Origin of the sequence: Pseudoxanthomonas sp. SGNA-20 (assembly GCF_003931635.1) — a bacterium.
Classification (GTDB): domain Bacteria; phylum Pseudomonadota; class Gammaproteobacteria; order Xanthomonadales; family Xanthomonadaceae; genus Pseudoxanthomonas.
The window spans coordinates 484,873-511,809 of record NZ_RRYK01000001.1; the positions used below are offsets into that span (position 1 = coordinate 484,873).

Sequence of the window (26,937 nt, forward strand, 5' to 3'; positions counted from 1 at the left end):
GAAGAGGAGAGAACGATCATGAATGCCATTACCCGCCCGATTGCCGCCGGCCTGCTGGCCCTGGCCGTCCACGCCGCGCTCCCGGCCCAGGCCGCCACCCCCGCCACGGTGCCCGCGCCCCAGGCGACCGTGGAGGGCAGCCACGTCGTCACCGCCGACGGCGTGCGCCTTTACTACAAGGACTGGGGCCCGAAGGACGGCCCGGTGGTCGCCTTCAGCCACGGCTGGCCGCTGAGTTCGGACAGCTGGGAAGCGCAGATGCTGTTCCTGGCCGACCACGGCTTCCGCGTCGTCGCCCACGACCGCCGCGGCCACGGCCGTTCCAGCCAGCCGTGGGACGGCAACGACATGGACCACTACGCCGACGACCTGGCCGCGGTGATCGAGGCCCTGGACCTGCGCGACGTCACCCTGGTCGGCTTCTCCACCGGCGGTGGCGAGGTCGCGCGCTACATCGGCCGCCACGGCACCTCGCGGGTGAAGAAGGTCGCGCTGGTGGGCGCGGTGACCCCGTTCATGCTGAAGACCGCGGACAACCCGGAAGGCATCCCGCAGGACGTGTTCGACGGCTTCCGCGCCGCGGCCCGGGCCAACCGCTCGCAGCAGTACCTGGATATCGCCTCCGGCCCGTTCTTCGGCTTCAACCGCCCGGGTGCCAAGCCCAACCAGGGCCTGATCCAGTCGTTCTGGGCGCAGGGCATGCAGGGCGGCCACAAGAACACCTACGACTCGATCGCCGCGTTCTCGGCCACCGACTTCCGCGATGACCTCAAGAAGTTCGACGTGCCGACCCTGGTGATCCATGGCGAGGACGACCAGGTCGTGCCGGTGGAGATCTCCGCCAAGGCGGTGCCGAAGTACGTGAAGCACGCCCGGGTGAAGCTGTACCCCGGCGGCCCGCACGGCATCACCGATACGCACAAGGACCAGCTCAACCAGGACCTGCTGGACTTCCTGCGCGAGTGAGGCCGGATGCAGTCGCCTGCCCCCTCCCGCGGGAGGGGGCTGCCGGGAGGGTCGGCATGCCAGCGTCCGCTGCGCGCCGGCCCTCACCCTTCCCCATGGCGCGGGGAAACACCCGCCTTCACGCCGGGCGGCGCAGGATGAATTCGAGGTCGCGCACCCGGCCGACCGGGAATTCGTAGGTGCCGACGCGTTCGAAGCCGCGGCGGGCATAGAAGCGCTGCGCGCCGTGGTTCTCCGACCACACCCCGATCCACAGGGTGCGCGGGCCGTCGCGCAGCAGCCAGCGCTCGGCCTCGGCGAACAGGCGCCCGCCCCAGCCGGCGTCCTGGTACGGGGCAAGCACGTAGAGCCGCTTCAGCTCGCCATCGCCGGGGGCAACTTCCGGGTGCGGCAGGCCGCAGGGCCCGGCGGCGGCATGGCCGACCGCGACCCCGTCGTCCTCCAGCAGCCATACCGCATAGCCGGGCTGGGCCAGGATCGTGGCCTGCCGTTCCACGGCGTAGGCGTCGCGCAGGAAGGCGTCCAGGTCCTCCGGCGGGTAGAGATGGCCGAAGGTCTCGGTGAAGGTGCGCGCGCACAGCGACGACAGGGTCGCCGCGTCAGCCACCGTCGCGCGCCGGATCGACAGGCTCACTCGTCCTCGTCTTCCTCTTCCTCGTCGAGGTCCTCGTCGTCGAGGTCGTCCTCGTCCTCTTCTTCCTCGTCCTCGTCGTATTCGTAGTCGTCCTCGCCGAAGTCCTCGCCGTCCCAGCGGCCCTCAGGGTCGGGGACGAAGGCCAGGGCCATGGCCGCCGGCGAGGTGCCGCTGCGCACCAGCCAGCCGCCGAACACGCGGGCGCGCTCGGTCACCAGGGCAGGGTCGGAACCCTCGTTGCCCAGGCGTTCCCACTCAAGCGAAAAAGCGAACTCGGTCATCTCCAGACTCCTCGGGGAGGGCACTTCGGTAGGCGGCGCGGCCCGCGGCCGCGCCGATGGACGGGGATGGCCGCGCGCCACACGGCGCGCGGCCGCGGGTCACTTCGACAGCGACTCCTCCCGGACCTTCACGTGCACCTCGGCCAGCTGCTCGGCCGGGATCGGCGACGGCGCGCCGGTCATCAGGCACTGCGCGGTGGTGGTCTTGGGGAACGGGATCACGTCGCGGATCGACTCGGTACCGGCCATCAGCGCGGCGATGCGGTCGATGCCGAAGGCGATGCCGCCGTGCGGCGGGGCGCCGTACTTCAGCGCGTCCAGCAGGAAGCCGAACTTGGCCTCGGCCTCCTCGGCGCCGATGCCCAGCAGCTCGAACACCGCGCTCTGTATCTCCGGGCGGTGGATGCGGATCGAGCCGCCGCCGATCTCGTTGCCGTTGAGCACCATGTCGTAGCCGCGCGAGACCGCGGTCCTGGCGTGCGCGCGCAGCTCGGCGATGTCGTCCACGGCCGGGGCGGTGAACGGGTGGTGCAGGGCCACGTAGCGCTGCTCCTCCTCGTCCCACTCGAACATCGGGAAGTCGGTGACCCACAGCGGGCGCCAGCCCTCGGCGACCAGGCCGAAGTCCTTGCCGGCCTTCAGGCGCAGCGCGCCCATGAAGTCGGAGACCTTGTTGTAGGCGCCGGCGCCGAAGAACACGATGTCGCCGTTGCCGGCGCCAACATGCCTGGTAAGCGCGGCGAATGCGTCCTCGCTGAAGAACTTCTGGATCGGCGAGGAGATCGCGCCGGCCTCGTCGATCTTGATGTAGGCCAGGCCCTTGGCGCCGAACTTGGCGGCGTGGGCGGCGTACTCGTCGATCTGCTTGCGGCTCAGCTTCGCGCCGCCGGGGATGCGCAGCGCGGCCACGCGGCCATCCGGGTCATTGGCCGGGCCGGTGAATACCGCGAACTGGCTGTCGCGGACCAGTTCGGCCACGTCCACCAGCTCCAGGTCGATGCGCAGGTCCGGCTTGTCCGAGCCGTAGCGGCGCATGGCCTCGGCCCAGGTCATGCGCGGGAACGGGTCGGCCAGGTCCACCCCGGCCACTTCCTTGAACACCGCGCGGATCATGCCCTCGACGAAGTCCTGCACGTCGCGCTCGCGCACGAAGGCGAACTCCATGTCCAGCTGGGTGAACTCCAGCTGGCGGTCGGCGCGCAGGGCCTCGTCGCGGAAGCAGCGCGCGATCTGGTAGTAGCGGTCGAAGCCCGCGATCATCAGGATCTGCTTGAACAGCTGCGGGCTCTGCGGCAGGGCGTAGAACTCGCCCGGGTGCATGCGCGCCGGCACCAGGAAGTCGCGCGCGCCCTCCGGGGTGGCCTTGGTCAGGATCGGGGTCTCGATGTCCTGGAAGCCGCGTTCGTCCAGGTAGCGGCGCAGGGCCTGCACCAGGCGGATGCGGGTGCGCTGCATGCGCTGCATCTCCGGACGGCGCAGGTCCAGGTAGCGGTAGCGCAGGCGCACTTCCTCGGAGGGGTTCTCGTGCGCGTGGAACGGCAGCGGCGCGGCCTTGTTGAGGATGGTGATGCGGGTGGCGATCACCTCGACCTTGCCGGTGCGGATCTTGTCGTTGACCGCGTGGCGGGCGCGCACGACGCCCTCGACCTGGATCACGTCCTCGTAGCCGAGCGAGGCGGCCACGGCGAAGACCTCGGCATTGTCGGGCTCGACCGTGACCTGGACGATGCCTTCGTGGTCGCGCAGGTCGATGAAGCACACGCCGCCGAGGTTGCGGGCGACGTCGGTCCAGCCGGCGAGGGTGATGGTCTGGCCGATCAGCGATTCGTCGACCAGGCCGCAGTAATGGGTACGCATGCAGGCTCCGCGTGTGGGGCAACCGCCCGGAAGAGGCGGAAAGCGGCGATTTTACCCTCTCGCCCCGCCCCCGCGGCACGCCGGCCGGGAAGGCCGCCCCATGGCCGGGTGGTGCGGGCGCCGAAACATTCTGTTCAGGAATGTGCGGGCAGGTTCGGCGTCGAGTCACGACACGAGGTGCCCCGATGAGCATGACACCCCTGCATGACACGCCGAAGACGGCTCCGGCCGGGCAAACGGGCGCTGGCGCATGACGGGGGTGCTGCTGGTCGCGGCACTGGCGGCACTGGCCGCGCTGGTGGTGGCCTCGCCACGGCTGGCGCGGACCAAGGCCGCGCTGCTGGCCGCCCTGCTGGTCGCGCTGAGCCTGTGGTGGCTGGTGGACCAGCTCAGCGGCGACGGCGTGGACGCGGCGACCCTGTACCACCTCTCCAGCGGCATCGAGGGCGCCGGGGTAGCCGATTTCAGCGGCCCGCTGGCCATTGCCGCGGTGCTGGTGCTGCTGTCACTGCTGCTGCCGGCCTGGCTGGCGCGGCATGCCCGCCGGCGCCCGGTCCCGCCGCGCCCGCCGGTGGTGTTCCCGGTTTTCGCCGCCACCTTCCTGGTCGCGGCCCTGGCCAGCCCGCTGGCCCGCGACGCCTGGCGCCTGTACCAGCACAGCCGGCCGGTGGACGCGGCCCAGGTCGCGGCCGAGTACGTGGTCCCGGACCGCCCGCTGCGACAGCGCCGCAACATCGTCTGGATCTACGCCGAGAGCCTCGAGCGCACCTATTTCGACGAGACCGTGTTCCCCGGCCTGGTGCCCAACCTCCGCCGGCTGGCGGGCGAGGCCCTGGACTTCCGCGACGTGGCCTCACCGCCCGGCACCGGCTGGACCATCGCCGGGATGGTGGCCTCGCTGTGCGGGGTGCCGCTGACCGCCGCGCGCGGCGACGAGAACAGCATGGGCCGGATGGAGCAGTTCCTGCCTGGCGCGCACTGCCTCAGCGACTACCTCGCCCAGCAGGGCTACGCCCTGCACTTCAGCGGCGGCGCCGACTCGGCCTTCGCCGCCAAGGACCGGTTCCTGGCCAGCCACGGCTTCGCCACGGTCAAGGACCAGGCCTGGTTCCGCCAGCGCGGGGTGGCGAAGAAGCACTTCTCCAGCTGGGGCGTGCACGACGACGTGCTGCTGGACAGCGTGTACGAGGACTTCCAGCGCCTGTCCCGGGCCGGCACGCCGTTCATGCTCACCGCCCTGACCATGGACACCCACCACCCGGCCGGGCACCTGCCGCGCTCCTGCAGCGACGTGCGCTACGACAGCCCGCACGGCGACATCGGCCTGCTGCGCGCGATCGCCTGCAGCGACCGCCTGATCGGGCGCCTGGTCGAGCGCATCCGCAGCAGTCCCTGGGCGGACGACACCCTGGTGGTGATCGCCTCCGACCACCTGGCCATGCCCAACGACCTGTCCGACGTGCTGGCCGGAATGAAGCGCGAGAACCTGCTGCTGTTCCTCGGCAGCGGCCATGAACCGCGCCAGGTCGCCACCGCCGGCACCACCCTGGACACCGGCGCCACCCTGCTGCAGCTGCTGGACCCGGAGCTGGGCGCGCTGGGCTTCGGCCGCTCGCTGCTGGGCGATCCGGCGCTACCGGGCGCCAGCGTGGCCGCGCGCCGCGACCCGGAGCGCTACCCCCTGTACCTGGGCTTCGCCCGCCAGCTGTGGACCGGCAGCGAGACCCGCACCCTGCGGGTGGAGGACGACCGCGTGGTGGCCGGGGTGCAGCGCATCCGCCCGCCGGTGATGCTGGAGTACGACCAGGGCTGGAACATCGCCTCGATCGTGCTGGAGGATGCGCCGCGGCAGTTCGCCCAGCGCGATCCGGACAACATCCTGGCCTACGTCGACCGCTGCACCGCCTTCCTCGACGAGCCCGGCAAGGGCGAGTGGTGCGCGCTGGTGGTGGACCGCAACAACGCCCTGACCCTCTATTCGGAAGCCGAGCTGCAACAGGGCATCCAGGTCGACGCACCGCTGCAGGAAGCCGCCGACGCCCGCCCGCGGCCACGCCGCGCGCTGACCGTGGCGCGCCAGGAGCGGCCGATGCAGCCCGGCCAGTACCAGTTGCGGATGCAGGCGCGCAACCTGCCCTCGCATTCGTTCTGGCTGGAGGCGGTGTCCGACGACGGCACCGTGGTCCGCGCGCGCGAGTGGGTGCAGGTCGACCCCGGCCGCCCCGGGCAGCAGATCCGCCTGCCGCTGTGGCTGGACTCGAGGGTGGACCAGCTGGTGATCCGCGCCTGGCTGGACTACACCGAGGAGATGGAGGTGGAACGCGTGGCGGTGGTGCCGGCCCGCAGCGGCCGCGGCCGCGGCTGAAGCGCAGGTCGGGCGGCGTTAAGCACCTGCCCGGCAAATTCCCGCCACTTCCCGGATGCTGCATGCAAGGAGTTGCAATGAGCCGAGTCCCCGCCTTCGCCCTGGCGCTATGCCTGGGCCTGGCCTCCAGCCTGCCCGCCGCAGCGCGCGGTCCGGTCGAGGACCTGCGTACGCTGCCGCCGGCGCAGCGGGTCGAGCTGATCGAGCGCGAGTACGCCGCGCAGTCGCGCGGGCGCGCCATCCCGGACGACCAGCTGGCCTTCTACCTGGAGCAGGTCGAGCGCGGCTGGGGCATGGGCCAGGTGCGCGCGGACATCTCCGGCTCCCTGCGCGGCCAGGGCAACCGCCGCTGGAACGGCTCCAGCTGGGCCGGCGCCACCGTGGTCTGCTCCAGCAACGAGCGTCGCCGGCGCGAATGCCGCACCCCGTTCAACGGCCGCCCGGTGCTGGTGGAGAACATCTCCGGCACGCGCTGCATCGAAGGCCGCAATTTCGGCGGCGGCGGCGGCACCATGTGGGTCGACGATGGCTGTCGTGGACGCTTCGCCGAAGGCCGCGGCGGCTGGAACGGCGGCGGCACCGGCGAACTGGTGCGCTGCGAGAGCCAGGACAACAAGCGCCGGACCTGCGCCATCAACGGCCGCGCGGTGCTGGTGCGGCAGCTGTCGAAGACCGCCTGCGTGGAAGGCCGCACCTGGGGCCAGCGCGGCAACAGCCTGTGGGTGGACGACGGCTGCCGCGCCGAATTCTCCGTCGCCCGCGCCCGGCGCCGGGCCATCGCCCGGGTCCGCCCGGCACCAGCGATTACAGCGTGACCTGCAGCAGCGAGAACAAGCGCCGCCGCACCTGCGACTGGGATCGCCGCCGCGGACGCCCGGTGCTGGTGCAGCAGCTGTCCAGCACCCGCTGCGAGGAAGGCCGCACCTGGGGCTGGACCGGCAATTCGGTCTGGGTGGATGGCGGGTGCCGGGCGAGGTTTGGGGCGCGCTGACTGGAGCGGGATTGGCGATCCGTTATTCGTGATTGGTGGTTGGTGATTGGGAACTGTCGCCAATCACCCATCCGGAATCACCGCTCACGTGCCAAACAGCTGCCCGATCCCCAGGGTCACCACCGCGGCGACCAGCCAGACGGCAACCCGGCGGATGAGGGCGGGATCGGCGCTGTTGGCGGGGCGGGCACGGCCGAAGCCGACCACGAACACGTGCAGCGGCAGGGCGATCACCAGCACGAAGGCCAGTACCCAGTAAAGGCTGTCGTCGCCCAGGCGCGGCCACAGTACGGCCATCACCAGGGCCGAGACGATCCCGGCCACGGCGGCGGTGACCGGCGACGGCGTGATCTGCATGCTTCCCCTCCCCTTCGTGGTCCTGGCGCCGATCATGACCGCCGCGCCGCCGTGGCGCGAGCCAGACCATCGACGCATGGCCGACCGGACCGGGTGGGGACTGCGGGATGCAAGGACGGGCCTGGCGCGTACCAGGCCCGGGAACCGATCCTCCGGGGGCCGGCGGCGCGGCGCCCCGGGACGCCGCGCTCAGCTGGTCGCGGTAGCGTTGGAGGAGCTGCTGGCGGACGAGCCCGAGGAGCCGGAGCCGCCGTCGCCCTTGTCGGCGAGGTTGCGCTTCTTGTCGCCGTCCTTCTTGAAGTCGGTCTCGTACCAGCCGCCGCCGGCAAGGCGGAACGACGGCGCGGTCACCTGGCGGCGGACCTGGCCCGGCGCGTTGCAGGAGGGGCAGACCTCCGGATCGGCATCGGACAGCTTCTGCAGGCGGTCGAAGGCATGACCGCAGGCAGCGCACTGGAAGGCGTAGATGGGCATGGCACACACGCGATGGGAAAAACCAGGTCCGCTATGGGGATGCCTATTCACGTTTTCAAGGGCCGCCTGCCCCGGGCAGCGGTCCGCCCCCGGCCGGGGCGCAGCCCGGGTCGGCGCTTCCCCGCCCCCCCAACGCCTGCAAACCCACGGCCGGTGCCGGCCACGCGCGCTCGGGCCGCCTGGCCCCGGCCCGCGCCCCTGGCCGTCCCGGTCAGCAGGCGTAGCCCGGGCAAGCGTGGCGCACGCCCGTGACCGTCCGGCGCCGGATCCGCGGCACCGCTGCTCCGCCCCGTCCGTACGCTCAGGCCGCCGCGATCGACGCCACCGCCAGCTGCCCCGCCCGCGCCAGCACCGCGTCGCGGGCGGCACTGTCGACCCGGGAGCCCTCCAGATAGGCGGCCACCACCCAGGGGCTGCCGCCGGCCAGCGGCCACAGCACGGCCACGTCGTTGCGGATGTCGGTGCCGTTGCTGCCGGTCCTGTCGCCAACCCGCCACTCCGGGCCGATCCCGGCCCGCAGGCAGTCGTCGCCGGTGGTGTTGTCGATCAGCCAGTCGGCCAGCTGCAGGCGCGAGGCCGGGGCCAGCACCGCGCCGGCCACGCAGCGGCCCAGGCTGGTGGCCATCGCGCGCGGGCTGGTGGTATCGCGCGTGTCGCCGGGGGCGAAGCCATTCATTTCCGGCTCCAGGCGGTCGCTGCGGGTGACCGTGTCGCCCAGGCCGCGCAGGAACGCGGTCAGCGCCGCAGGCCCGCCGATCCGCGCGAACAGCAGGTTGGCCGCGGTGTTGTCGCTGATGGTCACGATGGCCCGGCACAGGTCGCGCACGCCCAGGTCCTTGCCCACGTGGCGGCGGGTGACCGGGGCATGCGGGACCAGGTCGGCCGCGCGCACCGGCAGGCGTTCGTCCAGGTCCAGCGCGCCGCGATCGGCCCGTGCCAGCACCGCCGCGGCCAGCAACGCCTTGAACGTGCTGCACATCGGGAAACGCTCGTCCGCGCGGTGCCCGGCCAGGTAGCGGCCATTGCCGGCCTCGAGCACCGCCACGCCCAGCCGGCCCTGGCTGGCCGCCTCCAGCGCGGCGAAGTCCGGTGCGGCGGCAATGCGTGCCCGCGTCCTGTCGCCGGCGGCCGCGCTCGCGGGGACGGCGGCGCGGGCCAGTGCCGGCATGGCCAGCATGGACGCGGCGGCCAGGCCGGCGGACTGCAGGAAACTGCGGCGGTCGGGCATGGATCGATCCTCCTCGGGGGTGGGAGCCGAGTATGGGCAGGGCCGGCGACGGGCCACCATCGCAAGTTTTCGGGAACAGCCATTAGCTGTCCTTGTGGCGCCGTGCAGGTTCCCGGCACTGCCGTGGTCGGCGCCCGCCTTGCAGACCTGCACGGATGCCGGGGCGGCTACCGGCCCGGGACACCGCGCCGGTCCAGCTGCGGTAGCCTCGGCCGTCCACTTCACTTCCGTCCGCGATGCCACGCCCGCCGCTCCCGCTCAACGCGCTGCGTGCCTTCGAGGCCGCCGCCCGCCACCAGAACCTGACCCGCGCCGCGCTGGAGCTGTGCGTGAGCCAGGCCGCGCTGAGCCACCAGATCCGTACCCTCGAGCAGCGCCTGGGCGTGGCCCTGTTCCACCGCCTGCCGCGCGGGGTGGCGCTGACCGAGGAGGGCGCGGCGCTGTACCCGGTGCTGCAGGATGCGTTCGACCGCATCGCCGGGGGCATGCAGCGCTTCCTCGGCGCGGAGGACCGCCAGGTGCTGACCGTGGGCGCGGTGGCGACCTTCGCCGCCGGCTGGCTGCTGCCGCGGCTGCCGGCGTTCGAGGCCGCGCACCCGGACATCGAACTGCGGGTGCAGACCCACAACAACCGCATCGACCTGGCCAGCGAGGGCCTGGACCTGGCGATCCGCTTCGGCGACGGCGACTGGCAGGGCCAGGCCTGCACTCCGGTGCTGGATACCCCGTTCGCGCCGCTGTGCGCGCCGCAGCTGGCCGAGCGCCTGCGCGGGCCCGGCGACCTGGCCGGCGTGCCGCTGCTGCGCTCCTACCGCGCCGACGAATGGCCGCGCTGGCTGGGCGCCGCCGGCGTTGCCGGCGTGGAGGCGCGGGGGCCGGTGTTCGATTCCTCGCTGGCGCTGGCCGCCGCGGCCGCCGCCGGTACCGGCGTGGCCCTGCTGCCGCTGCGCCTGTTCGCGCGCGAGCTGGGCGAGGGCCGGCTGCTGCAGCCGTTCGCGCAGACCGTGGACCTGGGCCGCTACTGGCTGACCCGGCTGCGCTCGCGCGCCGAGCGCGAGCCGGCGCGGCGGTTCCGGCTGTGGCTGGAGGAACAGGGCCGGGCCGCGGAGTAAGCGGCCGGAGGGCGGGCGCACGACCGCGCCCAGGGCTTCAATCCAGCATTTCCAGCCAGGCCTGCTCGGCCTGCTCCAGGCGCGCGGCCAGGGCCTCGCGGTCGCGGGCCAGGGCGGCCAGGCGCGCCGGGTCGGACATGTTGGCCGGATCGGCCAGCTGCGCGTCCACCTCGGCCAGCTGGGCCTCGAGCTCGGCGACCTTCTTCTCGGCGGCGGCCAGCTTGACCGGGTTGGCCGGCTTCTTCGCCGGCGCCGGCGGAGGCGCGGCCGCCGCCGGCGCGGGTGCCGGCGCCGCTTCCTGCTCCAGGCGCGCGCGGGTGCCCTGCGCCACCGGGCGGGTGCGCAGCCACGCCGCATAGTCGTCCAGGTCGCCGGCGAACGGCTCGACCACGCCGTCGGCCACGCGCCAGAAACTGTCGCAGACCAGGCCGATCAGGTGGCGGTCGTGGCTGACCATCACGATCGCGCCGTCGAAGTCGGCCAGCGCCTCGGCCAGCGCCTCGCGCATTTCCAGGTCCAGATGGTTGGTCGGCTCGTCCAGCAGCAGCACGTTGGGCTGCTGCCAGGCGATCAGGGCCAGGGCCAGGCGCGCGCGCTCGCCGCCGGAGAAGCCGTCCACCGGCTCGAAGGCGCGGTCGCCGGGGAAGTTCCACTTGCCGAGGAAGTCGCGGAAGGCCTGGGTCGGCGCGTCCGGCGAGAGTTCGCGGAAGTGGTCGATCGGCGACTGCCCCTCGCGCAGCGACTCCACCGTGTGCTGGGCGAAGTAGCCGATCCGCAGGTCCGGGTGCGCGTTGCGCTCGCCGGCCAGCGGCGGCAGTTCGCCGACCAGGGTGCGCACCAGGGTGGTCTTGCCGGCGCCGTTGGGGCCAAGCAGGCCAATGCGGTCGCCGGCCTCCAGGCCGAAGCCGACGTCCCTGAGGATCACCGCGGGCTGGCCGCCACTGCCCGGCTCGGGCGGATAGCCGCACTGCGCGTCCTGCAGCCGGATCAGCGAATGCGGCAGGCGGCTGGGCGAGGCGAATTCGATCGTGAACTCGCGCTCCACCCGCACCGCCTCGGTGCCGGCCAGCTTGGCCAGGCGCTTCATCCGGCTCTGCGCCTGGCGCGCCTTGGAGGCCTTGGCCTTGAAGCGGTCGATGAAGCTCTGCAGGTGGGCGCGCTCGGCCTGCTCCTTCTCGAATGCGATCTGCTGCTGGCGCAGCTGCTCGGCACGCTGGCGCTCGAAGTCGGTGTAGCCGCCCACGTACAGCTTCGCGTTGCCGCCGTGCAGGTGCAGGGTGTGGGTGGCGACGTTGTCCAGGAACTCGCGGTCGTGGGAGATCAGCAGCAAGGTACCGGGGTACTTCAGTAGCCACTGCTCCAGCCAGTAGACCGCGTCCAGGTCCAGGTGGTTGGTCGGCTCGTCCAGCAGCAGCAGGTCCGAGGGCATCATCAGCGCGCGCGCCAGGTTCAGGCGCACGCGCCAGCCGCCGGAGAACGAGGCCACCGGGCGGCGGTGGGTCTCAGCCGGGAAACCCAGGCCGTGCAGCAGGCGCCCGGCGCGGGCCTCGGCGTCGTAGCCGTTGAGCTCGGCCAGCTTCTGGTGCGCCGCGGCCACGGCCTCCCAGTCCTCGCGGGCGTTGGCCTCGGCCTCCTCGCGCAGTACCTTGGCGATGACCTCGTCGCCGGAAAGCACGAAATCCAGCGCCGGCTCCGGCAACGCCGGCGTCTCCTGCGCCACCGAGGCGATGCGCAGCCTGCCGGGCAGGTCGACGTCGCCCTTGTCGGGCTCCAGCTCGCCGCGGATGGCGGCGAACAGGCTGGACTTGCCGGTGCCGTTGCGTCCGACCACGCCCACCCGGTAGCCCGCGTGCAGGGCCAGGTCGACGTTCGACAGCAGCAGGCGCTCGCCGCGGCGCAGCGCGAAGTTGCGCAGGGAAATCATCGGACGGAGGACTTAGAACGAAAGGGAATGTGCAGATGGCCAGGCATCCTGCGACGTCCATTCTACGTTAACGAATACTTGACATCCCAGCGGGCCAGCATCCAGTCCTGGACCGCCAACAGTGCAGTGCATCCGTTCCACGCAGCAAGGAGTACCCCCCATGGCCCTCAAGCCGCATCTTCTCGCCGCCGCCGTGACCACCGCCCTGCTGGCCGCTCCGGCGGCGCATGCCCAGGACGCCGGCGACACCGGCAACCGTGCCCCCACCATGCTCGACACCCTGATCGTCACCGGCACCCGCATCGCCGACCGCACGGTGGCCGAATCGCAGTCGCCGATCGACATCATCACCCCGGAGGCGCTGTCGGCCACCGGCACCACCGAGCTGGCCACCGCCCTGGCCCGCGCCCTGCCCTCGCTGAACTTCCCGCGCCCGGCCATGGCCGACGGCACCAGCGGCGTGCGCCCGGCGCAGCTGCGCGGGCTGTCGCCGGACCAGGTGCTGGTGCTGGTCAACGGCAAGCGCCGCCACGTCTCGGCCCTGGTCAACGTCAACGGCACCATCGGCCGCGGCTCCTCGGCGGTGGACCTCAACGCCATCCCGGTGGCGGCGATCGAGCGGGTCGAGGTGCTGCGCGACGGCGCCTCGGCGCAGTACGGCTCGGACGCGATCGCCGGCGTGGTCAACATCGTGCTCAAGGGCGCCGGCGAAGGCGGCAGCCTGGTCGCCAGCGGCGGCGAGTATTCCGAGGGCGACGGCACCCAGTGGCAGCTGGCCGGCGACGCCGGGCTGAGCCTGGGCCGCGAAGGCGGCACCGTGCACCTGGCCGCCCAGGTCGGGCAGCAGGACCCGACCAACCGCTCCGGCCCCTACCAGGGCACCGCGCCGCACACCGACAACTTCCCCGGCGTGGGCGAGCGCGCCTTCCGCTTCGGCGAGGCCGACGTGGACCAGTTCGCGGTCTCGGCCAACGCCGCGTTCAACGTCGGCGAGCGCTCCCAGGTCTACCTCACCGCGATCGCCAGCAACCGCGACATCACCTCGTTCGCGTTCTACCGCTCGCGCAACCACAGGAACCAGGGCGCGCTGCTGGCCCAGGTCTACCCGGACGGCTACGTGCCGCAGATCGACCAGGATTCCAAGGACCGCAGCGCGGTGCTGGGCTACAAGGGCAGCACCGCCAGCGGCTGGACCTGGGACCTGAGCTACAGCTTCGGCAGCAACGACCTCGACTTCCACACCCGCAACACCATCAACTACGCGCTGGGCGTGGACAGCCCGCGCAGCTTCTACGCCGGCAACCTGCACTACGCCCAGGACGTGTTCAACGCCGACTTCGCCAAGACCCTGGACATCGGCCTGGCCTACCCGGCCACCGTTTCCTTCGGCGCCGAGTACCGCGACGAGGAATGGCGCCAGGGACCGGGCGAGCCGGATTCCTACTTCGGCTCCGGCGCCCAGGGCTTCGGCGGCTTCACCCCGCGCAACGCCGGCAGCTACCAGCGCGACAGCCATGCGGTCTACGCCGGGCTGGAGGCGGACCTGAGCGAGCGGCTGTCGGCCGGCATCACCGCCCGCTACGAGGACTACTCGGACTTCGGCAGCGAGACCTCGGGCAAGCTCTCGGCGCGCTACGCCTTCAGCGACGCGGTCGCCCTGCGCGCCACCGTGGCCAGCGGCTTCCGCGCCCCGGCCCTGGCGCAGCAGAACTACCAGGCGGTCACCACCAACATCAACAACAGCGTGGTCACCGAAACCGGCACCTTCCCGGCCACCGGCGCCGTCGCCCAGGCCCTGGGCGCCGAGCCGCTGAAGGCCGAGACCTCGCTGTCCTACAGCCTGGGCCTGGTGCTGCAGCCGGCCGAGCGGGTGTACCTGACCATCGATGCCTACCAGATCGAGGTCGACGACCGCATCGTGCTGTCGTCCAACCTCAACCTCACCGGCAACCAGGCGGCGCAGGACCTGCTGGCCGGGCTCGGCTTCCCCGGGGTGACCGCGGCGCGCTACTTCAACAACGCCGTCGACACCCGCACCCGCGGCGTGGACGTGGTCGGCACCTGGTCGGTGCCGCTGGCCGCATCAAACCTGGACCTGACCGCCAGCTACAACCACAACAAGACCGAGGTCACCCGGATCGCCCCCAACCCGGCGGCGCTGGCTTCGCTGGGCGCCAACCTGGAGCGCATCGGCCGCGACGAGCGCGGGCGCATCGAGGAAGGCGCGCCGCGCGACAAGTTCGCCCTGGGCGCGATCTGGAAGCTGGCGCAGTGGGACTTCAGCGCCAACGCGGTGCGCTATGGCGAGTTCACCAGCCGCCACGCCACCAACCCGGACCAGGACCAGACCTATGCGGCGAAGTGGACCCTGGATACCGCGGTGAGCTTCCGCCCCAGCGCGAACTGGACCTTCACCCTGGGCGCGGACAACGTGCTGGACGAGTACCCGGAGAAGACCATCTTCGTGAACTCCACCTCCGGCATGATCCCGTACAGCCTGTACTCGCCGTTCGGCTTCAACGGCCGCTACGTCTACGGCCGGATCGGCTACGCCTGGTAAGGCGGGCGCGGTTGCGCTCCCGGCAGGCCCCGGCGTACGCCGGGGCCTTTCTTTTTCCGGCGCGGCCGGGACGGCGACGGCAGCGCCGCCCCGGCGGAGATGGCAACCGGCACGCCGCCGGCCGGCACCGGGCAGGTTCGCTTCCGCAGCCTGCGGGCCGGAGGACAGGGCTGCAGGGCCGGCCAGCACTGGGCGTCGCTTCGGCCGGGACCACCGGATCGCGGCCCGGACCACCCGGGCCGCCACTGGCGGGGTGGCCCCGCACCGGCAGGGCCGGGTGCGACATGAGGCGCCCGGCACGATTCGTGCCAACGATTTATTTACGGCGGCCACCGGCATCAGCGAAACTCGGAACCCGCGCGGAGTCCCCGCACACGACCACCCCTGATGCACCACGACACCAGCCTGATCGACATCGTCGCGGTTGGCCTGGCCCTGGCTTTCGTGCTCGGCGCCATCGCCAACCGGTTGCGCCTGTCCCCGCTCGTCGGCTACCTGGTGGCCGGCATCTTCGTGGGGCCGTTCACCCCCGGGTTCGTCGCCGACCAGGAAATCGCCAACCAGCTGGCCGAGATCGGCGTGATGCTGCTGATGTTCGGCGTCGGCCTGCACTTCTCGCTGCAGGACCTGCTGGAAGTGAAATGGATCGCCATCCCCGGCGCGGTGGCGCAGATCGCGGTGGCCACCCTGCTCGGCTGGGGCGTGGCCTGGCTGATGGGCTGGTCGCACCTGCACGGCATGATCTTCGGCTTCTCCCTGGCCACCGCCTCGACCGTGGTGCTGCTGCGGGCGATGGAGGAACGCCGCCTGCTGGAGACCATGCGCGGCAAGATTGCTGTCGGCTGGCTGATCGTGGAGGACCTGGCCTGCGTCCTGGCCCTGGTCATGATGCCGGTGATCGCCGGGCTGTTCGGGCCGGAGGCCGGCGGCGAACGCCACAGCTTCGGCAGCGTGCTGTCCTCGATCGGCTGGACCTTCGTCCAGCTGGGCCTGTTCGTGGCGGTGATGCTGCTGGTCGGGCGCCGGGTCATCCCCTGGGTGCTGGAGCGGATCGCCGGCACCGGTTCGCGCGAACTGTTCACCCTGTCGGTGCTGGCCATCGCCCTGGGCGTGGCGTTCGGCGCCGCGGCCCTGTTCGGCGTCTCCTTCGCCCTGGGCGCGTTCTTCGCCGGCATGATGCTCAACGAGTCCGAGCTCAGCCACAAGGCGGCCAACGACTCGCTGCCGCTGCGCGACGCGTTCGCGGTGCTGTTCTTCGTTTCCGTCGGCATGCTGTTCGACCCGAAGATCCTGCTCGAGCACCCCTGGCAGGTGCTGGGCACCGCGGCGATCATCATGTTCGGCAAGTCGGCGGCGGCGTTCGTGATCGTGCGCGCCTTCGGCCACCCCAAGGCCACCGCGCTGACCATCTCCGCCTCGCTGGCGCAGATCGGCGAGTTCGCCTTCATCATCGCCGGCCTGGGCGTGAGCCTGCAGATCCTGCCGCCCACCGGCCAGGCCCTGGTGCTGGCCGGCGCGCTGATCTCGATCATGCTCAACCCGATGATCTTCATGCTGCTGGACCGCTGGGAGGCGCGCCACCGCGAGGAGGTCCAGGTGCAGCCGGAGCCGGAGGTGCAGCCAGGGCCGCCGCTGCAGGCCGGCAACCACGCCATCGTGATCGGCTACGGCCGGGTCGGCAGCGAACTGGCCAACGTGCTGCGCGACCGCGGCGTGCCGGTGGTGATCATCGACGACAACAGCCTGCACGTGGACCGCGCCCACGCCGCCGGCATTCCCGGCATCCGCGGCCATGCCGCCTCGGACAAGGTCCTGGCCGAGGCGCATCCGGAATCGGCCAGCATCGCCATCCTCGCCATCCCGCAGCCGCTGGAAGCCGGCGAAGCGATCGCCAAGCTGCGCGCGCTCAACCCCGCCTTGCCGGTGCTGGCGCGCGCGCACAGCGACGCCGAGGTCAAGCACCTGCTGGCCCACGGCGCCGACGGCGCGGTCATGGCCGAGCGCGAGCTGGCCTACTCGCTGGCGGAGATGGTCATGTCGACCCCGGCCTACCGCTACGCCAACCGCGGCGACGTGGCGGTGCCGCCGGTCTGACCGCCCTGCCGGCCGGATCCGCCCGGCCGGCACCCCGCCTCTGCGACGGGCGGCCGTCGCGGCATCCGCCGGCGACGGCCGCCTGCCTCAGGCCGCCGCCAGCGCCTGCTCCAGGTCGGCGACCAGGTCGTCGATGTGCTCGATGCCCACGCACAGGCGCACGGTGTCCTCGCTGACCCCGGCCTTCTCCAGCTCCTCCGGCGACAGCTGGCGGTGGGTGGTCGAGGCCGGATGGGTGGCCAGCGACTTGGCGTCGCCGATGTTCACCAGGCGGGTGAACAGCTGCAGCGCATCGAGGAAGCGCGCACCGGCCTCGCGCCCGCCGGGCAGGCCGAAGGTCAGCAGGCCGGAGGCGCCCTTCGGCAGGTACCTCTGCACCAAGGCATGCTCCGGGTGGTCTTCCAGCCCGGCGTAGTTCACCCAGGCCACCTTGGGGTGCTGCTTCAGGTAGCGGGCCACAGCCAGGGTGTTCTGGTTGATCCGGTCCATGCGCAGGGCCAGGGTCTCGATGCCCTGCAGGATCAGGAACGCGTTGAACGGCGAGATCGCCGCGCCCATGTTGCGCAGCGGCACCACCCGCGCGCGCCCGATGTAGGCCGCCGGCCCCAGCGCCTCGGTGTAGACCACGCCGTGGTAGCTGACGTCCGGCTCGTTCAGGCGCGGGAAGCGCTGCTTGTGCTCGGCCCAGGGGAAGCGCCCGGAATCGACGATCGCGCCGCCGACGCTGTTGCCATGGCCGCCCAGGTACTTGGTCAGCGAGTGGACCACGATGTCGGCACCATGGTCGAACGGCCGCAGCAGGTAGGGCGTGGCCACGGTGTTGTCCACGATCAGCGGCACCCCGTGCTCGTGCGCGACCTTCGCCACCGCCTCGATGTCGGTGACGTTGCCGCGCGGGTTGCCGATCGACTCGACGAACACCGCCTTGGTGCGCCCGTCGATCAGCCTGGCGAACGCGTCCGGGTCGCGGTAGTCGGCCAGCCGCGCCTCTATCCCGAACTGCGGCAGGGTGTGGGCGAACAGGTTGTAGGTGCCGCCGTACAGCGCGCTGGAGGAAACGATGTTGTCGCCGGCCTCGGCGATGGTCTGGATCGCATAGGTGATCGCGGCCTGCCCCGAGGCCAGGGCCAGCGCGCCGATGCCGCCCTCGAGCGCGGCCAGGCGCTGCTCGAGCACGTCCTGGGTCGGGTTCATGATCCGGGTGTAGATGTTGCCCGGGACCTTGAGGTCGAACAGGTCGGCGCCGTGCTGGGTGTTGTCGAAGGCGTAGGCCACCGTCTGGTAGATCGGCACCGCCACCGCGCGGGTGGTCGGGTCCGGGCTGTAGCCGGCATGGACGGCCAGGGTCTCGGGCTTCCAGTTCGGTGCACTCATCGATGCGCTCGCGGTTGCGGTGGACAGGAGCGCCGAAGATAGCCGAGCAAAGGCGCGACGGATCGCACGGTTTCAGCGCCAACCATCGCCACGCGGAATGTCCTCATTCCACAAAAGGCAGGCGGCGGCCCCCGGCCGCCGCCGCCCAATCACCAATCACCAATCACCAATCACCAATCACCAATTCACGTCCGCGCGAACACCAGATGGCCGCCTTCGGCGTCGACCCTGATGGTGTCGCCGCTGGCGAACTCGCCGGACAGGATCTTCTGCGCCAGCGGGTTCTCGACCTGGGCCTGGATCGCGCGCTTGAGCGGACGCGCGCCGTACACCGGGTCGAAACCGACGTTGCCCAGCAGCTCCAGCGCCGCGTCCGACAGCTCCAGCTTCAGGCCGCGCTCGTGCAGGCGCTTCTCCAGGCCGTGCAGCTGGATCCGGGCGATGGACTTGATCTGCGCCTTGTCCAGCGGGTGGAACACCACGATCTCGTCCAGCCGGTTGATGAACTCCGGGCGGAAGTGCGCCTGCACCACGCCCATCACCGCCGCCTTCATCTGCACGTAGGCCTCCGGCGAACCGTCGCCGGACAGTTCCTGGATCTGGTGCGAGCCGAGGTTGGAGGTCATCACGATGACCGTGTTGCGGAAGTCCACCGTGCGGCCCTGGCCGTCGGTCAGGCGGCCGTCGTCCAGCACCTGCAGCAGGATGTTGAACACGTCCGGATGCGCCTTCTCCACCTCGTCCAGCAGGATCAGCGAGTACGGCCGGCGGCGCACGGCCTCGGTCAGGTAGCCGCCCTCCTCGTAGCCGACGTAACCCGGGGGCGCGCCGATCAGGCGGGCCACCGAGTGCTTCTCCATGAACTCGCTCATGTCGATGCGGACCATGGCCTCGGGGCTGTCGAACAGGAACTCGGCCAGGCCCTTGCACAGCTCGGTCTTGCCCACGCCGGTCGGGCCCAGGAACAGGAACGAGCCGATCGGGCGGTTCGGATCGGACAGGCCGGCACGCGAGCGACGCACCGCGTCGGACACCGCGCGGATCGCCTCGTCCTGGCCGACCACGCGCTTGTGCAGCTCCTCCTCCATGCGCAGCAGCTTGTCGCGCTCGCCCTCCAGCATCTTGCTGACCGGGATGCCGGTCCAGCGGCTGACCACCTCGGCGATCTCCTCCTCGGTGACCTTGTCCTGGACCAGCTTGAAGTCCTTCTTCTCGGCCTCGGCGGCGGCGGCCAGCTGCTTCTCCAGCGCCGGGATGCGGCCGTACTGGATCTCGCTCATGCGCGCGTAGTCCTGGGCGCGCTGCGCGGCTTCCAGCTCGATCCGGGCCTGCTCCAGCTGCTCCTTGACCCTGGTCGCGCCCTGCAGCGCGGCCTTCTCCGACTTCCATACCTCGTTGAGGTCGGAGAACTCGCGCTCGAGCTTTTCGATGTCGGCCTCGAGATCAGCCAGGCGCTGCTTCGAAGCGTCGTCCTTCTCCTTCTTCAGCATCTCGCGCTGGATCTTGAGCTGGATCAGGCGGCGCTCGAGGCGGTCCAGCTCCTCGGGCTTGGAGTCGATCTCCATGCGGATGCGCGAGGCGGCCTCGTCCATCAGGTCGATGGCCTTGTCCGGCAGCTGGCGGTCGGCGATGTAGCGGTTGGACAGGGTGGCCGCGGCGACGATCGCCGGGTCGGTGATCTCCACCCCGTGGTGCACCGCGTAGCGCTCCTTGAGGCCGCGCAGGATGGCGATGGTGTCCTCGACGCTGGGCTCGCCCACGAACACCTTCTGGAAGCGGCGCTCCAGCGCGGCGTCCTTCTCCACGTACTGGCGGTACTCGTCCAGGGTGGTGGCGCCGATGCAGTGCAGCTCGCCGCGGGCCAGCGCCGGCTTGAGCATGTTGCCGGCGTCCATGGCGCCCTCGGCCTTGCCGGCGCCGACCATGGTGTGCAGCTCGTCGATGAACAGGATGATCTGGCCTTCGTTCTTGGCCAGGTCGTTTAGCACGGCCTTCAGCCGTTCCTCGAACTCGCCGCGGAACTTGGCGCCGGCGATCAGCGCGCCCATGTCCAGGCTCAGCACGCGCTTGCCCTTGAGCTGCTCGGGCACCTCGCCCTTGACGATGCGCTGGGCCAGGCCTTCCACGATCGCGGTCTTGCCCACGCCCGGCTCGCCGATCAGCACCGGGTTGTTCTTGGTGCGGCGCTGCAGGACCTGGATGGTGCGGCGGATTTCCTCGTCGCGGCCGATCACCGGGTCCAGCTTGCCGGACTCGGCGCGCGCGGTGAGGTCGATGGTGTACTTCTCCAGCGCCTGGCGCTGGTCCTCGGCGTTCTCCGACTGCACGGTCTCGCCGCCACGCACCTTGTCGATCGCCGCCTGCAGGCGCGCCTTGTCAGCGCCGGCGGCCTTGAGCGCCTGGCCGACGGCGCCGGTGTCCTCCAGCGCGGCCAGCACGAACCACTCGCTGGCGATGAACTGGTCGCCCTTCTGCTGGGCCAGCTTGTCGGTCAGGTTGAGCAGCCGGCCCAGGTCGTTGCCGACCGACAGGCTGCCGGCCTGGCCGGCGACCTTCGGCAGCTTCTCCAGGGCCTCGCCCAGGCGCTCGCGCAGCAGCGGCACGTTGACCCCGGCCTGGGCCAGCAGTGGCCGGGTGCTGCCGCCGGCCTGGTCCAGCAGGGCAACCATCACGTGCACCGGCTCGAGCAGGTTGTGGTCGCGGCCCACGGCCAGCGACTGCGCGTCCGCCAGCGCCTGCTGGAAACGCGAGGTGAGCTTGTCCATCCGCATCGGATATTCCTCGAAGAGGGGGCCGGCGAGGCCGGCGATGTCCACCAGATGCGGCTGGCCTGGCCGGTTTCAAGCCCCGGCGATACGCAGGGCCGGCCTCCGTTCGGGATAATCCGGCCATGCCCGCCCCGGCCCGCCCCTGGTTCCTGTACCTGATCGAATGCCGCAACGGCGCCTGGTACGCCGGCATCAGCCCGGACGTGGAGGCGCGCTACCAGGCCCATCTGGCCGGCAAGGGCGCGCGCTATACCCGGGCCAACCCGCCGCTGCGCCTGCTTGGTAGCCGCCCGTTCCCGGACCGCGCCAGTGCCTCGCGCGCCGAGTGGCAGATCAAGCGCCTGCCGCGTGAACGCAAGCTGGCCTTCCTGCTGCAGACCGGCCCGGCCGACCTGCCCGCCTGAGCGCGCCGCCTCAGCCGGCTTCGTCCGCAGCCGGTTCCAGCCAGCCGTGGTAGGCGATCACCGGCCCGGCCAGCGGCAGGGCGGCCTCCACGTGGAAGTGGTAGCGCCCGTCCTGCTCCCATTCGCGGCAGCGCACGCGCTGGAACAGCCGCGCCGGCAGCGGCAGCACCCCCAGCAGGCGCACGCGGGCCACGTTCCAGTAGATCGTGCCCTCGGCCGCGTGCACCGCGAAACGGAACTGCAGCGGGCCCAGGCGCTCGGCCAGCAGGCCCTTGCGGCAGCGCAGGCGGGTGGCCAGGCGGTGGCTGCCGAACTGGCGGCGCCAGGTCTCGGACCGCGGATCGGCGCTGAACTCCACCCGCAGCGGCGCCGCCTGCATCGCCGGAGGCATGCCCGCCAGGCGGCCGCACAGGCGCGCCAGCAGGCCGCGGCCGCGCTCGATGTCCACTTCGCCGGCGAACGCATCCTGGCCGCGGATCGAATGCAGGCGGCGCAGGCTCGGCGGGAGGTTGAAGAACGGCGCGCCCAGCAGCTGCTGGAACACGGTGGGCTCGGCGGCCGTGGACAGGGAGAACGGGCGTGGGGCGGCGCCGGACATCGGGGCGAAACGGCACGGGCGGGCGGGCAGGATACTCCCGCGCCGCCCGCCCGTGGCCCTCAGGGCCGCGCCAGTGCCCGGCGCAGCGCGCGCAGCTGGGCCTTGACCTCGGCCTGTTGCGCGGCGGAAAGCCGCATCAGCGCCTTGTGCCCGACCGAGGCCGATTCCAGCGCCGGGTCGGCGTAGCGCCAGCGCCCGCGTTCATCGCGCACCAGCTCCGCGCCGGCCGGCGGCACCGGCGCCTGCAGCAGGTGGTCGATCACCTGCACCAGGCGGTCGTTGAAGTACGCGTCCGGGCCGGCGATCTCGGCATAGGCCTGCTGGAACAGCGGATAGAAGCGGCGGTACAGCGCGGCCATGCGCTGCGCGTCGGCCGCGGCGAAGGCGGCCACGTAAGGCGCATAGCGCGCGGCATTGGCCTCGCCATCGGCCACCGTGCCGCCCTCGCCTTCCACCACCGCGTAGCCGCCGGGCACCTGGCGCAAGGCCAGCGCCGTGGCCGGCACATGCGGCTGGGTGAGGTTGTCGACCATCACCACCAGGCGCTGCACCACGTGCTCGCGCACCAGGATCGACAGGAGCGGGGCGTCGCCGGCCAGTGCCTCCAGTTCCTGCAGCACCACCGCATCGCTGTCGGCCAGGGCGGGGATGGCCGCGTCGGCGGCCTCGGCGGGCGGCTCCACCGGATGCTGGATGCCAGGCGGCCCGTCCTCGCCGGCCATGGGCGGCGGCGGCAGTTCGTCGCCGGTCGCCGGTGCGGAGGCCGCCGCCGGTGCCTGCGGTTGCGCCGGCGGCGCGGGCCGCAACAGCCACCAGGCGGCCGCGGCCACCGCGATGGCCACCAGCAGCCAGGGCCAACGGGCCGGCCGCGTGCGTGCTTGCTGCATGTCGTCTCCTTCTGTTGCGGACATGCAGGTGTGACCGGCGCCGGCGCGCGGGGTTCCCGCCGCCGGTCGGATTCAGTGCGCGCCGGGCGCCTGCGCCGGGCGCGGCGCCTGCAACGACAGCAGGCCCAGCAGCAGCGCCAGCACCGCGTAGGCCGCGGCGAACTGCCAGGCGATGGTGGCGCGCACGCCCTGCAGCGACCACGGCAGATAGATCCCGCCGCGCGGATCCACCGAGTGGATCACCCCGACCAGGGTCAGCAGCGCGGCCAGCAGCAGCACCGCTGCGGCACGGCGCGGCTGCTGCTCCACCAGCGCCACCAGCGCCGTGCCCCACAGCATCGCGGTGATGATGAAGCCGTTGCCCAGGGTCACGATTGCGGCCAGGTCGGCCAGGCCGTGGCCGTCGCCGCCCTCGTACAGCGCGGCGAAGGTCGCCGTCGGGATCCAGGCCGGATTGCCCAGCTTGATCACCAGCAGGTAGGCGATCGCCGGGAGGAACGCCAGCGCCACCGCCGGCGCGTGCCGGCGCGGGCTTTCGTGGAAGGCCTGCAGGGTGATGTCCAGGCCGACGTAGACGATGATCGGCGCCAGCACCGCCACCGGCAGCCACTGCACCAGCATCGACACGTAGCCGAACACGCCGCCCAGGCCGATGAACAGGCCGGTCAGCAGGGTGTAGCCGTGGCGCGCGCCCATGTGCTTGTACGCCGGCTGGCCGATGTAGGGCGTGGTCTGGGCCACGCCGCCGCAGAAACCGGCGACCAGGGTGGACACCGCCTCGGCCAGCAACACGTCGCGGGTGCGGTAGTCGTCGCCGGCCGCGCGCGCGCTTTCGGCCACGTTGATGCCGCCGACCACCATCAGCAGACCGAACGGCAGCAGCAGCGGCAGGTAGGGCACGGTATACGGCAGTCCGGCGATGAAGCCGGCATTGGGCAGCGGCAGCACGAAGGCCAGCGGCTGCAGCGGCGGCAGTTCGAAACCCGGCAGGCCCAGGCCGGCCAGGCCCAGCCCGTAGTACAGCGCGGTGCCGGCGACGAACGCGGCGAACACGCCCGGCACCCGCCATGGCAGCCGCCCCTTGCCGACCAGCACGTACAGCAGCAGGCCGAGGGTGGCGATGCCGACCACCGGATTGCGCAGGGTTTCGATCAGCGGCAGGAAACCCAGCAGCGCCAGCGCGGCGCCGCCGATGGAACCCAGCAGTGCCGCGCGCGGCAGCACCCGCGTGACCCAGTCGCCGGCGAAGGACAGCACCAGCTTGAGCACGCCCATCACCACCAGCGAGGCCATGCCCAGCTGCCAGGTCGCCATTGCCGCCGCATCGGTGGCCATGCCCTGCCCCGTGAAGCCGGCATAGGCAGGACCCAGCACCAGCAGGGCCATGCCGATGCTGGTCGGCGCATCCAGGCCAAGTGGCATGGCAGTGACGTCGTCGCGCCCGCTGCGCAGTGCCAGGCGCCGCGCCATCACCGTGTAGACCAGGTTGCCCACCAGCACGCCCAGCGCGGTGCCGGGAAACATGCGCCCGAACACGACCTCCGCCGGGAACTGGAAGATCCCGACCAGGGCCGCGGCGATGAAGCCGAGGATGGACAGGTTGTCGACCACCAGGCCGAAGAAGCCGTTGAGGTCGCCGGCGACGATCCAGGGCAGGGGGCGGGGCTGGGCGGGGGCATTGGACATCGGGATGGTCTTCGCTGGGGTCGCGTGGAAGCGGGGCGGCGCCGGCCGGCCCGTGAGGCTGGGAAGGCGCGACGGGGCCGGCGGCGGCGCCGGCCCCGTCCGCGGTCAGAACCGGGTGCGGAACTCCACGCCCCAGGTACGCGGCTCGTTGAGGAAGCCGGTGAGGTTGTTGAAGTCGATCGCGCCGACGATGCGCTCCTGGTCGGTGATGTTGCGGCCGAACAGTGCCACTTCCCGGTCGCCCTGGTTCCACAGGTAGCCGATGCGCAGGCCGCCTTCCAGCGAGGACTTGCCGCGGAACTCGCGCGACTCGTACAGGAAGAAGTTGACCTCGCTGCGGTAGGCCCAGTCGGTGAGGAAGTACAGCTCGCCACCGGCCAGCGGCACGCCATAGCGCGCGCTGAGGTTGTGCACCCACTCCGGCGCCTGCGGCAACGGGTTGCCGTCGATCAGGGCGCGGCCGGATGCGTCCAGCGGGTCGGTCACGGTGCAGGCGGCGCACGGCGCCACCGCCAGGGTGTCGTCCCGGATTTCGGTGTCGTTGTAGCTGGAACCGAGGGTGACCAGCAGCTGGTCGGCCAGGTACGCCTCCAGGTCCAGCTCGAAGCCCTGGCCCACGGTGCGGTCGGCGTTGAGCAGGGTGGCGATGTTGCTGCCGCCGCCGACGGCGATGATCTGCTGGTCGTCGACCGTGTAGCGGAACAGGTTGAAGCCCAGGCGCGCGCGGCGGTCCCACAGGTCGGCCTTGATGCCGGCCTCCCAGGAGATCACCTCCTCCGAATCGGCGGTGGTCACGCCGCCGTTGGGCGCGCCCGGATCGGCGAACAGCAGCCGTCCCTGGATGGAGGGCGCGCGGAAGCCCTTGGCCACGCGCGCGTACAGGTTCACGTCCTCGTCCACCGCGTACACCACGCTGGCGTCCCAGCTGACATCGTTGGCGTCGGTGTGCACCCGGTACGGGCCGCCCACCGGCGCGCCAAACGGCGCGCCTTCGACCACCTGGGCGGCGAAGTCCTTCTTGTCCCGGGTATAGCGCAGGCCGCCGCGCAGCTTCAGCCGGTCGGTGGCGTCGTACTCGCCGGAGGCGAACACGGCCCAGGCGGTGTTCTCCTGCTGCTGCACGGCGAAGCCGGCCTGCGGGTTGCCGGGGGCCAGCGAGTCGTAGTTGAAGCCGTGGATGGTGATGTCCTCGCGGAACCAGAACAGGCCGGCCTGCCAGTTGAACGGGCCGTCGTTGTCCGATTCGAGGCGGAACTCCTGGGTCAGCTGCTCGTGGTCGGGCAGGCCGTCGGCCGACTCGGAGGCGAACGGGATCACGCCGGGGCCGGAATCAGGCAGGAACACCGCGCCGTAGCCGCCGTCGATGTCGCCGCGGTTGAGCGACTCGGCGGTCTCGTAGCCGCTGATCGAGTGCAGCACCAGGCCATCGAAGTCCCAGCGCAGGCGCGCATTGGCGCCCCAGGTCTCCAGGTCGGAGAAGTTCACGCCGTCCAGCGAGACCTTTTCGCGGTCGAAGCCGGGGACCAGGTCGTTCGTGCCCGGCTGGATGATGTTGGCGCGGAACAGGCGCGCGGTGCCGTTGAGGTCGCGCCGGTGCAGGTTCAGCAGCGCCTCGAAGGCGTCGCCCTCGTACAGGAACTGCACCCGCACCGCGGATTCGTCGTAGCCCTCGAAACCCTCGTTGGGCGCGCCGTCGAGGGTGTTGTCGACCCAGTCGTCGCGGCGCTGGTACAGCGCCGACAGGCGCGCCGACCAGCGCTGGCCCAGCGCGCCGCCGACCGCGCCCTCGAAGTTGACCATCTCGTCGCTGCCCAGGCCCAGCTTCGCGTAGCCGCCGAACTCCCGCGACGGCCGCACCGATTCGAACTTGACCACGCCGGCCGGGGTATTGCGCCCGAACAGCGTGCCCTGCGGGCCTCGCAGCACTTCCACACGCTCCAGGTCGAACAGCGGGAAGCCCTTCAGCAGCGGGCTCTCCTGCACCACCTCGTCGTACACCAGCGACACCGGCTGCGAGGCATTGAGGTCGAAGTCGGTGTTGCCCAGGCCGCGGATGTAGAAGCGCGGGAAGGCGCGGCCGTAGGACGACTCGATGTTGAGACTGGGCACCCGCGCGGAGAGGAAGCGGATGTCGGCGCCGCCGGAGCCATACAGCTCGAGCTTCTCCGCATCCACGCTGGTGATCGACACCGGCACGTCCTGGATGTTCTCGACCTTGCGTTGCGCGGTGACCTGCACCGCATCGAGGGTGGAGGCCTCCTGGGCGTGCAGCACCGGCACGGCCAGCAGCAGGGCGACGGCGGTGGCCAGGCGGCAGCGCCGGGCCGGGATGACGTGCGACGGGTTCATCGGGTGGCTCCTCGTGGGGTGGAGACGG

At 71.6% G+C, this 26,937-nt stretch carries 19 protein-coding genes and 1 pseudogene; 7 read left to right on the plus strand and 13 right to left on the minus strand.

The genetic code is table 11. The features are described from left to right. Positions 1–18 precede the first annotated feature (18 nt). The gene (locus EIM48_RS02150; RefSeq protein ID WP_125110987.1) at positions 19–966 is read left to right on the plus strand and encodes an alpha/beta hydrolase; all 948 of its coding nucleotides are present in this window, start codon (positions 19–21) and stop codon (positions 964–966) included. A 118-nt stretch (positions 967–1,084) separates the two neighbouring features. Here the strand turns inward: EIM48_RS02150 and EIM48_RS02155 are convergent, their stop codons facing one another. The 3 genes from EIM48_RS02155 to aspS all read right to left on the minus strand — a co-directional run bounded on the left by EIM48_RS02155 (position 1,085) and on the right by aspS (position 3,738). Beyond that, complete coding sequence (locus EIM48_RS02155; RefSeq protein ID WP_026010188.1) at positions 1,085–1,600, minus strand: GNAT family N-acetyltransferase; 516 nt, start codon at positions 1,598–1,600, stop codon at positions 1,085–1,087. Beyond that, entirely contained in the window at positions 1,597–1,881 is a 285-nt protein-coding gene (locus EIM48_RS02160) for a hypothetical protein (RefSeq protein WP_028914639.1), read from the minus strand. The genes EIM48_RS02155 and EIM48_RS02160 overlap by 4 nt, the downstream gene beginning before the upstream one ends. Before the next feature lie 99 nt (positions 1,882–1,980). Then, complete coding sequence (gene aspS, locus EIM48_RS02165; RefSeq protein WP_125110988.1) at positions 1,981–3,738, minus strand: aspartate--tRNA ligase; 1,758 nt, start codon at positions 3,736–3,738, stop codon at positions 1,981–1,983. A 250-nt stretch (positions 3,739–3,988) separates the two neighbouring features. Between aspS and EIM48_RS02170 the strand changes: the two genes are divergently transcribed. Together EIM48_RS02170 and EIM48_RS15400 are read left to right on the plus strand one after the other, a co-directional pair. Further along, a complete protein-coding gene (locus tag EIM48_RS02170) occupies positions 3,989–6,103 on the plus strand; it encodes a phosphoglycerol transferase I (RefSeq protein ID WP_125108461.1) in 2,115 nt (704 codons plus the stop codon). A 77-nt stretch (positions 6,104–6,180) separates the two neighbouring features. Then, positions 6,181–7,094, plus strand: a pseudogene (locus EIM48_RS15400) (DUF3011 domain-containing protein). A gap of 84 nt (positions 7,095–7,178) precedes the next feature. Here EIM48_RS15400 and EIM48_RS02180 read toward each other — a convergent pair. From EIM48_RS02180 to bla, 3 genes are all read right to left on the minus strand, one after another. Next, the gene (locus EIM48_RS02180; protein ID WP_019397110.1) at positions 7,179–7,451 is read right to left on the minus strand and encodes a hypothetical protein; all 273 of its coding nucleotides are present in this window, start codon (positions 7,449–7,451) and stop codon (positions 7,179–7,181) included. Positions 7,452–7,640: 189 nt separating this feature from the next. Next, on the minus strand, positions 7,641–7,925 hold the full coding sequence (locus EIM48_RS02185) for a zinc ribbon domain-containing protein (RefSeq protein WP_019397109.1): 285 nt from the start codon (positions 7,923–7,925) through the stop codon (positions 7,641–7,643). 301 nt (positions 7,926–8,226) lie between these two features. Beyond that, entirely contained in the window at positions 8,227–9,153 is a 927-nt protein-coding gene (gene bla / locus EIM48_RS02190) for a class A beta-lactamase (protein WP_125110989.1), read from the minus strand. A gap of 236 nt (positions 9,154–9,389) precedes the next feature. Between bla and EIM48_RS02195 the strand changes: the two genes are divergently transcribed. Next, positions 9,390–10,265 (plus strand): LysR substrate-binding domain-containing protein, encoded by an 876-nt coding sequence (locus tag EIM48_RS02195; protein ID WP_125110990.1) that lies wholly within the window; start codon positions 9,390–9,392, stop codon positions 10,263–10,265. 37 nt (positions 10,266–10,302) lie between these two features. On the opposite strand, the gene EIM48_RS02200 is transcribed toward EIM48_RS02195, so the two are convergent. Next, the gene (locus EIM48_RS02200) at positions 10,303–12,189 is read right to left on the minus strand and encodes an ABC-F family ATP-binding cassette domain-containing protein (RefSeq protein ID WP_019397106.1); all 1,887 of its coding nucleotides are present in this window, start codon (positions 12,187–12,189) and stop codon (positions 10,303–10,305) included. Between the two features lie 160 nt (positions 12,190–12,349). Here EIM48_RS02200 and EIM48_RS02205 point away from each other — a divergent pair, with 160 nt between their 5' ends. Next, positions 12,350–14,749 (plus strand): TonB-dependent receptor, encoded by a 2,400-nt coding sequence (locus EIM48_RS02205; protein WP_125110991.1) that lies wholly within the window; start codon positions 12,350–12,352, stop codon positions 14,747–14,749. Positions 14,750–15,136: 387 nt separating this feature from the next. Next, positions 15,137–16,843, plus strand: a complete 1,707-nt coding sequence (gene ybaL, locus EIM48_RS02210) for a YbaL family putative K(+) efflux transporter (protein ID WP_125110992.1) — start codon at positions 15,137–15,139, stop codon at positions 16,841–16,843. Positions 16,844–16,930: 87 nt separating this feature from the next. On the opposite strand, the gene EIM48_RS02215 is transcribed toward ybaL, so the two are convergent. Both EIM48_RS02215 and clpB read right to left on the minus strand, forming a co-directional pair. Beyond that, complete coding sequence (locus EIM48_RS02215) at positions 16,931–18,217, minus strand: O-acetylhomoserine aminocarboxypropyltransferase/cysteine synthase family protein (protein ID WP_019397103.1); 1,287 nt, start codon at positions 18,215–18,217, stop codon at positions 16,931–16,933. Positions 18,218–18,402: 185 nt separating this feature from the next. Next, the gene (clpB, locus tag EIM48_RS02220; protein ID WP_125110993.1) at positions 18,403–20,988 is read right to left on the minus strand and encodes an ATP-dependent chaperone ClpB; all 2,586 of its coding nucleotides are present in this window, start codon (positions 20,986–20,988) and stop codon (positions 18,403–18,405) included. A gap of 119 nt (positions 20,989–21,107) precedes the next feature. On the opposite strand from clpB, the gene EIM48_RS02225 reads away from it, so the two are divergent. After that, entirely contained in the window at positions 21,108–21,389 is a 282-nt protein-coding gene (locus EIM48_RS02225) for a GIY-YIG nuclease family protein (protein WP_028914630.1), read from the plus strand. A gap of 10 nt (positions 21,390–21,399) precedes the next feature. Here the strand turns inward: EIM48_RS02225 and EIM48_RS02230 are convergent, their stop codons facing one another. The 4 genes from EIM48_RS02230 to EIM48_RS02245 form a co-directional block, all read right to left on the minus strand. After that, entirely contained in the window at positions 21,400–21,987 is a 588-nt protein-coding gene (locus EIM48_RS02230; protein ID WP_051403626.1) for a DUF4166 domain-containing protein, read from the minus strand. 59 nt (positions 21,988–22,046) lie between these two features. Beyond that, the gene (locus EIM48_RS02235) at positions 22,047–22,874 is read right to left on the minus strand and encodes a DUF3014 domain-containing protein (RefSeq protein WP_028914628.1); all 828 of its coding nucleotides are present in this window, start codon (positions 22,872–22,874) and stop codon (positions 22,047–22,049) included. Positions 22,875–22,946: 72 nt separating this feature from the next. Further along, complete coding sequence (locus EIM48_RS02240; RefSeq protein ID WP_125110994.1) at positions 22,947–24,560, minus strand: hypothetical protein; 1,614 nt, start codon at positions 24,558–24,560, stop codon at positions 22,947–22,949. A 105-nt stretch (positions 24,561–24,665) separates the two neighbouring features. Beyond that, a complete protein-coding gene (locus EIM48_RS02245) occupies positions 24,666–26,909 on the minus strand; it encodes a TonB-dependent receptor (protein WP_019398400.1) in 2,244 nt (747 codons plus the stop codon). Positions 26,910–26,937 lie beyond the last annotated feature (28 nt).

What these genes read in the sequence shown, in the direction of transcription:
- EIM48_RS02150 (WP_125110987.1), top strand. Translation starts at nt 19, where the DNA reads ATGAATGCCATTACCCGCCCGATTGCCGCCGGCCTGCTGGCCCTGGCC.
- EIM48_RS02160 (WP_028914639.1), bottom strand. Translation starts at nt 1,881, where the DNA reads ATGACCGAGTTCGCTTTTTCGCTTGAGTGGGAACGCCTGGGCAACGAG.
- aspS (WP_125110988.1), bottom strand. Translation starts at nt 3,738, where the DNA reads ATGCGTACCCATTACTGCGGCCTGGTCGACGAATCGCTGATCGGCCAG.
- EIM48_RS02170 (WP_125108461.1), top strand. Translation starts at nt 3,989, where the DNA reads ATGACGGGGGTGCTGCTGGTCGCGGCACTGGCGGCACTGGCCGCGCTG.
- EIM48_RS02180 (WP_019397110.1), bottom strand. Translation starts at nt 7,451, where the DNA reads ATGCAGATCACGCCGTCGCCGGTCACCGCCGCCGTGGCCGGGATCGTC.
- EIM48_RS02185 (WP_019397109.1), bottom strand. Translation starts at nt 7,925, where the DNA reads ATGCCCATCTACGCCTTCCAGTGCGCTGCCTGCGGTCATGCCTTCGAC.
- bla (WP_125110989.1), bottom strand. Translation starts at nt 9,153, where the DNA reads ATGCCCGACCGCCGCAGTTTCCTGCAGTCCGCCGGCCTGGCCGCCGCG.
- EIM48_RS02195 (WP_125110990.1), top strand. Translation starts at nt 9,390, where the DNA reads ATGCCACGCCCGCCGCTCCCGCTCAACGCGCTGCGTGCCTTCGAGGCC.
- EIM48_RS02200 (WP_019397106.1), bottom strand. Translation starts at nt 12,189, where the DNA reads ATGATTTCCCTGCGCAACTTCGCGCTGCGCCGCGGCGAGCGCCTGCTG.
- EIM48_RS02205 (WP_125110991.1), top strand. Translation starts at nt 12,350, where the DNA reads ATGGCCCTCAAGCCGCATCTTCTCGCCGCCGCCGTGACCACCGCCCTG.
- ybaL (WP_125110992.1), top strand. Translation starts at nt 15,137, where the DNA reads ATGCACCACGACACCAGCCTGATCGACATCGTCGCGGTTGGCCTGGCC.
- EIM48_RS02215 (WP_019397103.1), bottom strand. Translation starts at nt 18,217, where the DNA reads ATGAGTGCACCGAACTGGAAGCCCGAGACCCTGGCCGTCCATGCCGGC.
- clpB (WP_125110993.1), bottom strand. Translation starts at nt 20,988, where the DNA reads ATGCGGATGGACAAGCTCACCTCGCGTTTCCAGCAGGCGCTGGCGGAC.
- EIM48_RS02225 (WP_028914630.1), top strand. Translation starts at nt 21,108, where the DNA reads ATGCCCGCCCCGGCCCGCCCCTGGTTCCTGTACCTGATCGAATGCCGC.
- EIM48_RS02230 (WP_051403626.1), bottom strand. Translation starts at nt 21,987, where the DNA reads ATGTCCGGCGCCGCCCCACGCCCGTTCTCCCTGTCCACGGCCGCCGAG.
- EIM48_RS02235 (WP_028914628.1), bottom strand. Translation starts at nt 22,874, where the DNA reads ATGCAGCAAGCACGCACGCGGCCGGCCCGTTGGCCCTGGCTGCTGGTG.
- EIM48_RS02240 (WP_125110994.1), bottom strand. Translation starts at nt 24,560, where the DNA reads ATGTCCAATGCCCCCGCCCAGCCCCGCCCCCTGCCCTGGATCGTCGCC.
- EIM48_RS02245 (WP_019398400.1), bottom strand. Translation starts at nt 26,909, where the DNA reads ATGAACCCGTCGCACGTCATCCCGGCCCGGCGCTGCCGCCTGGCCACC.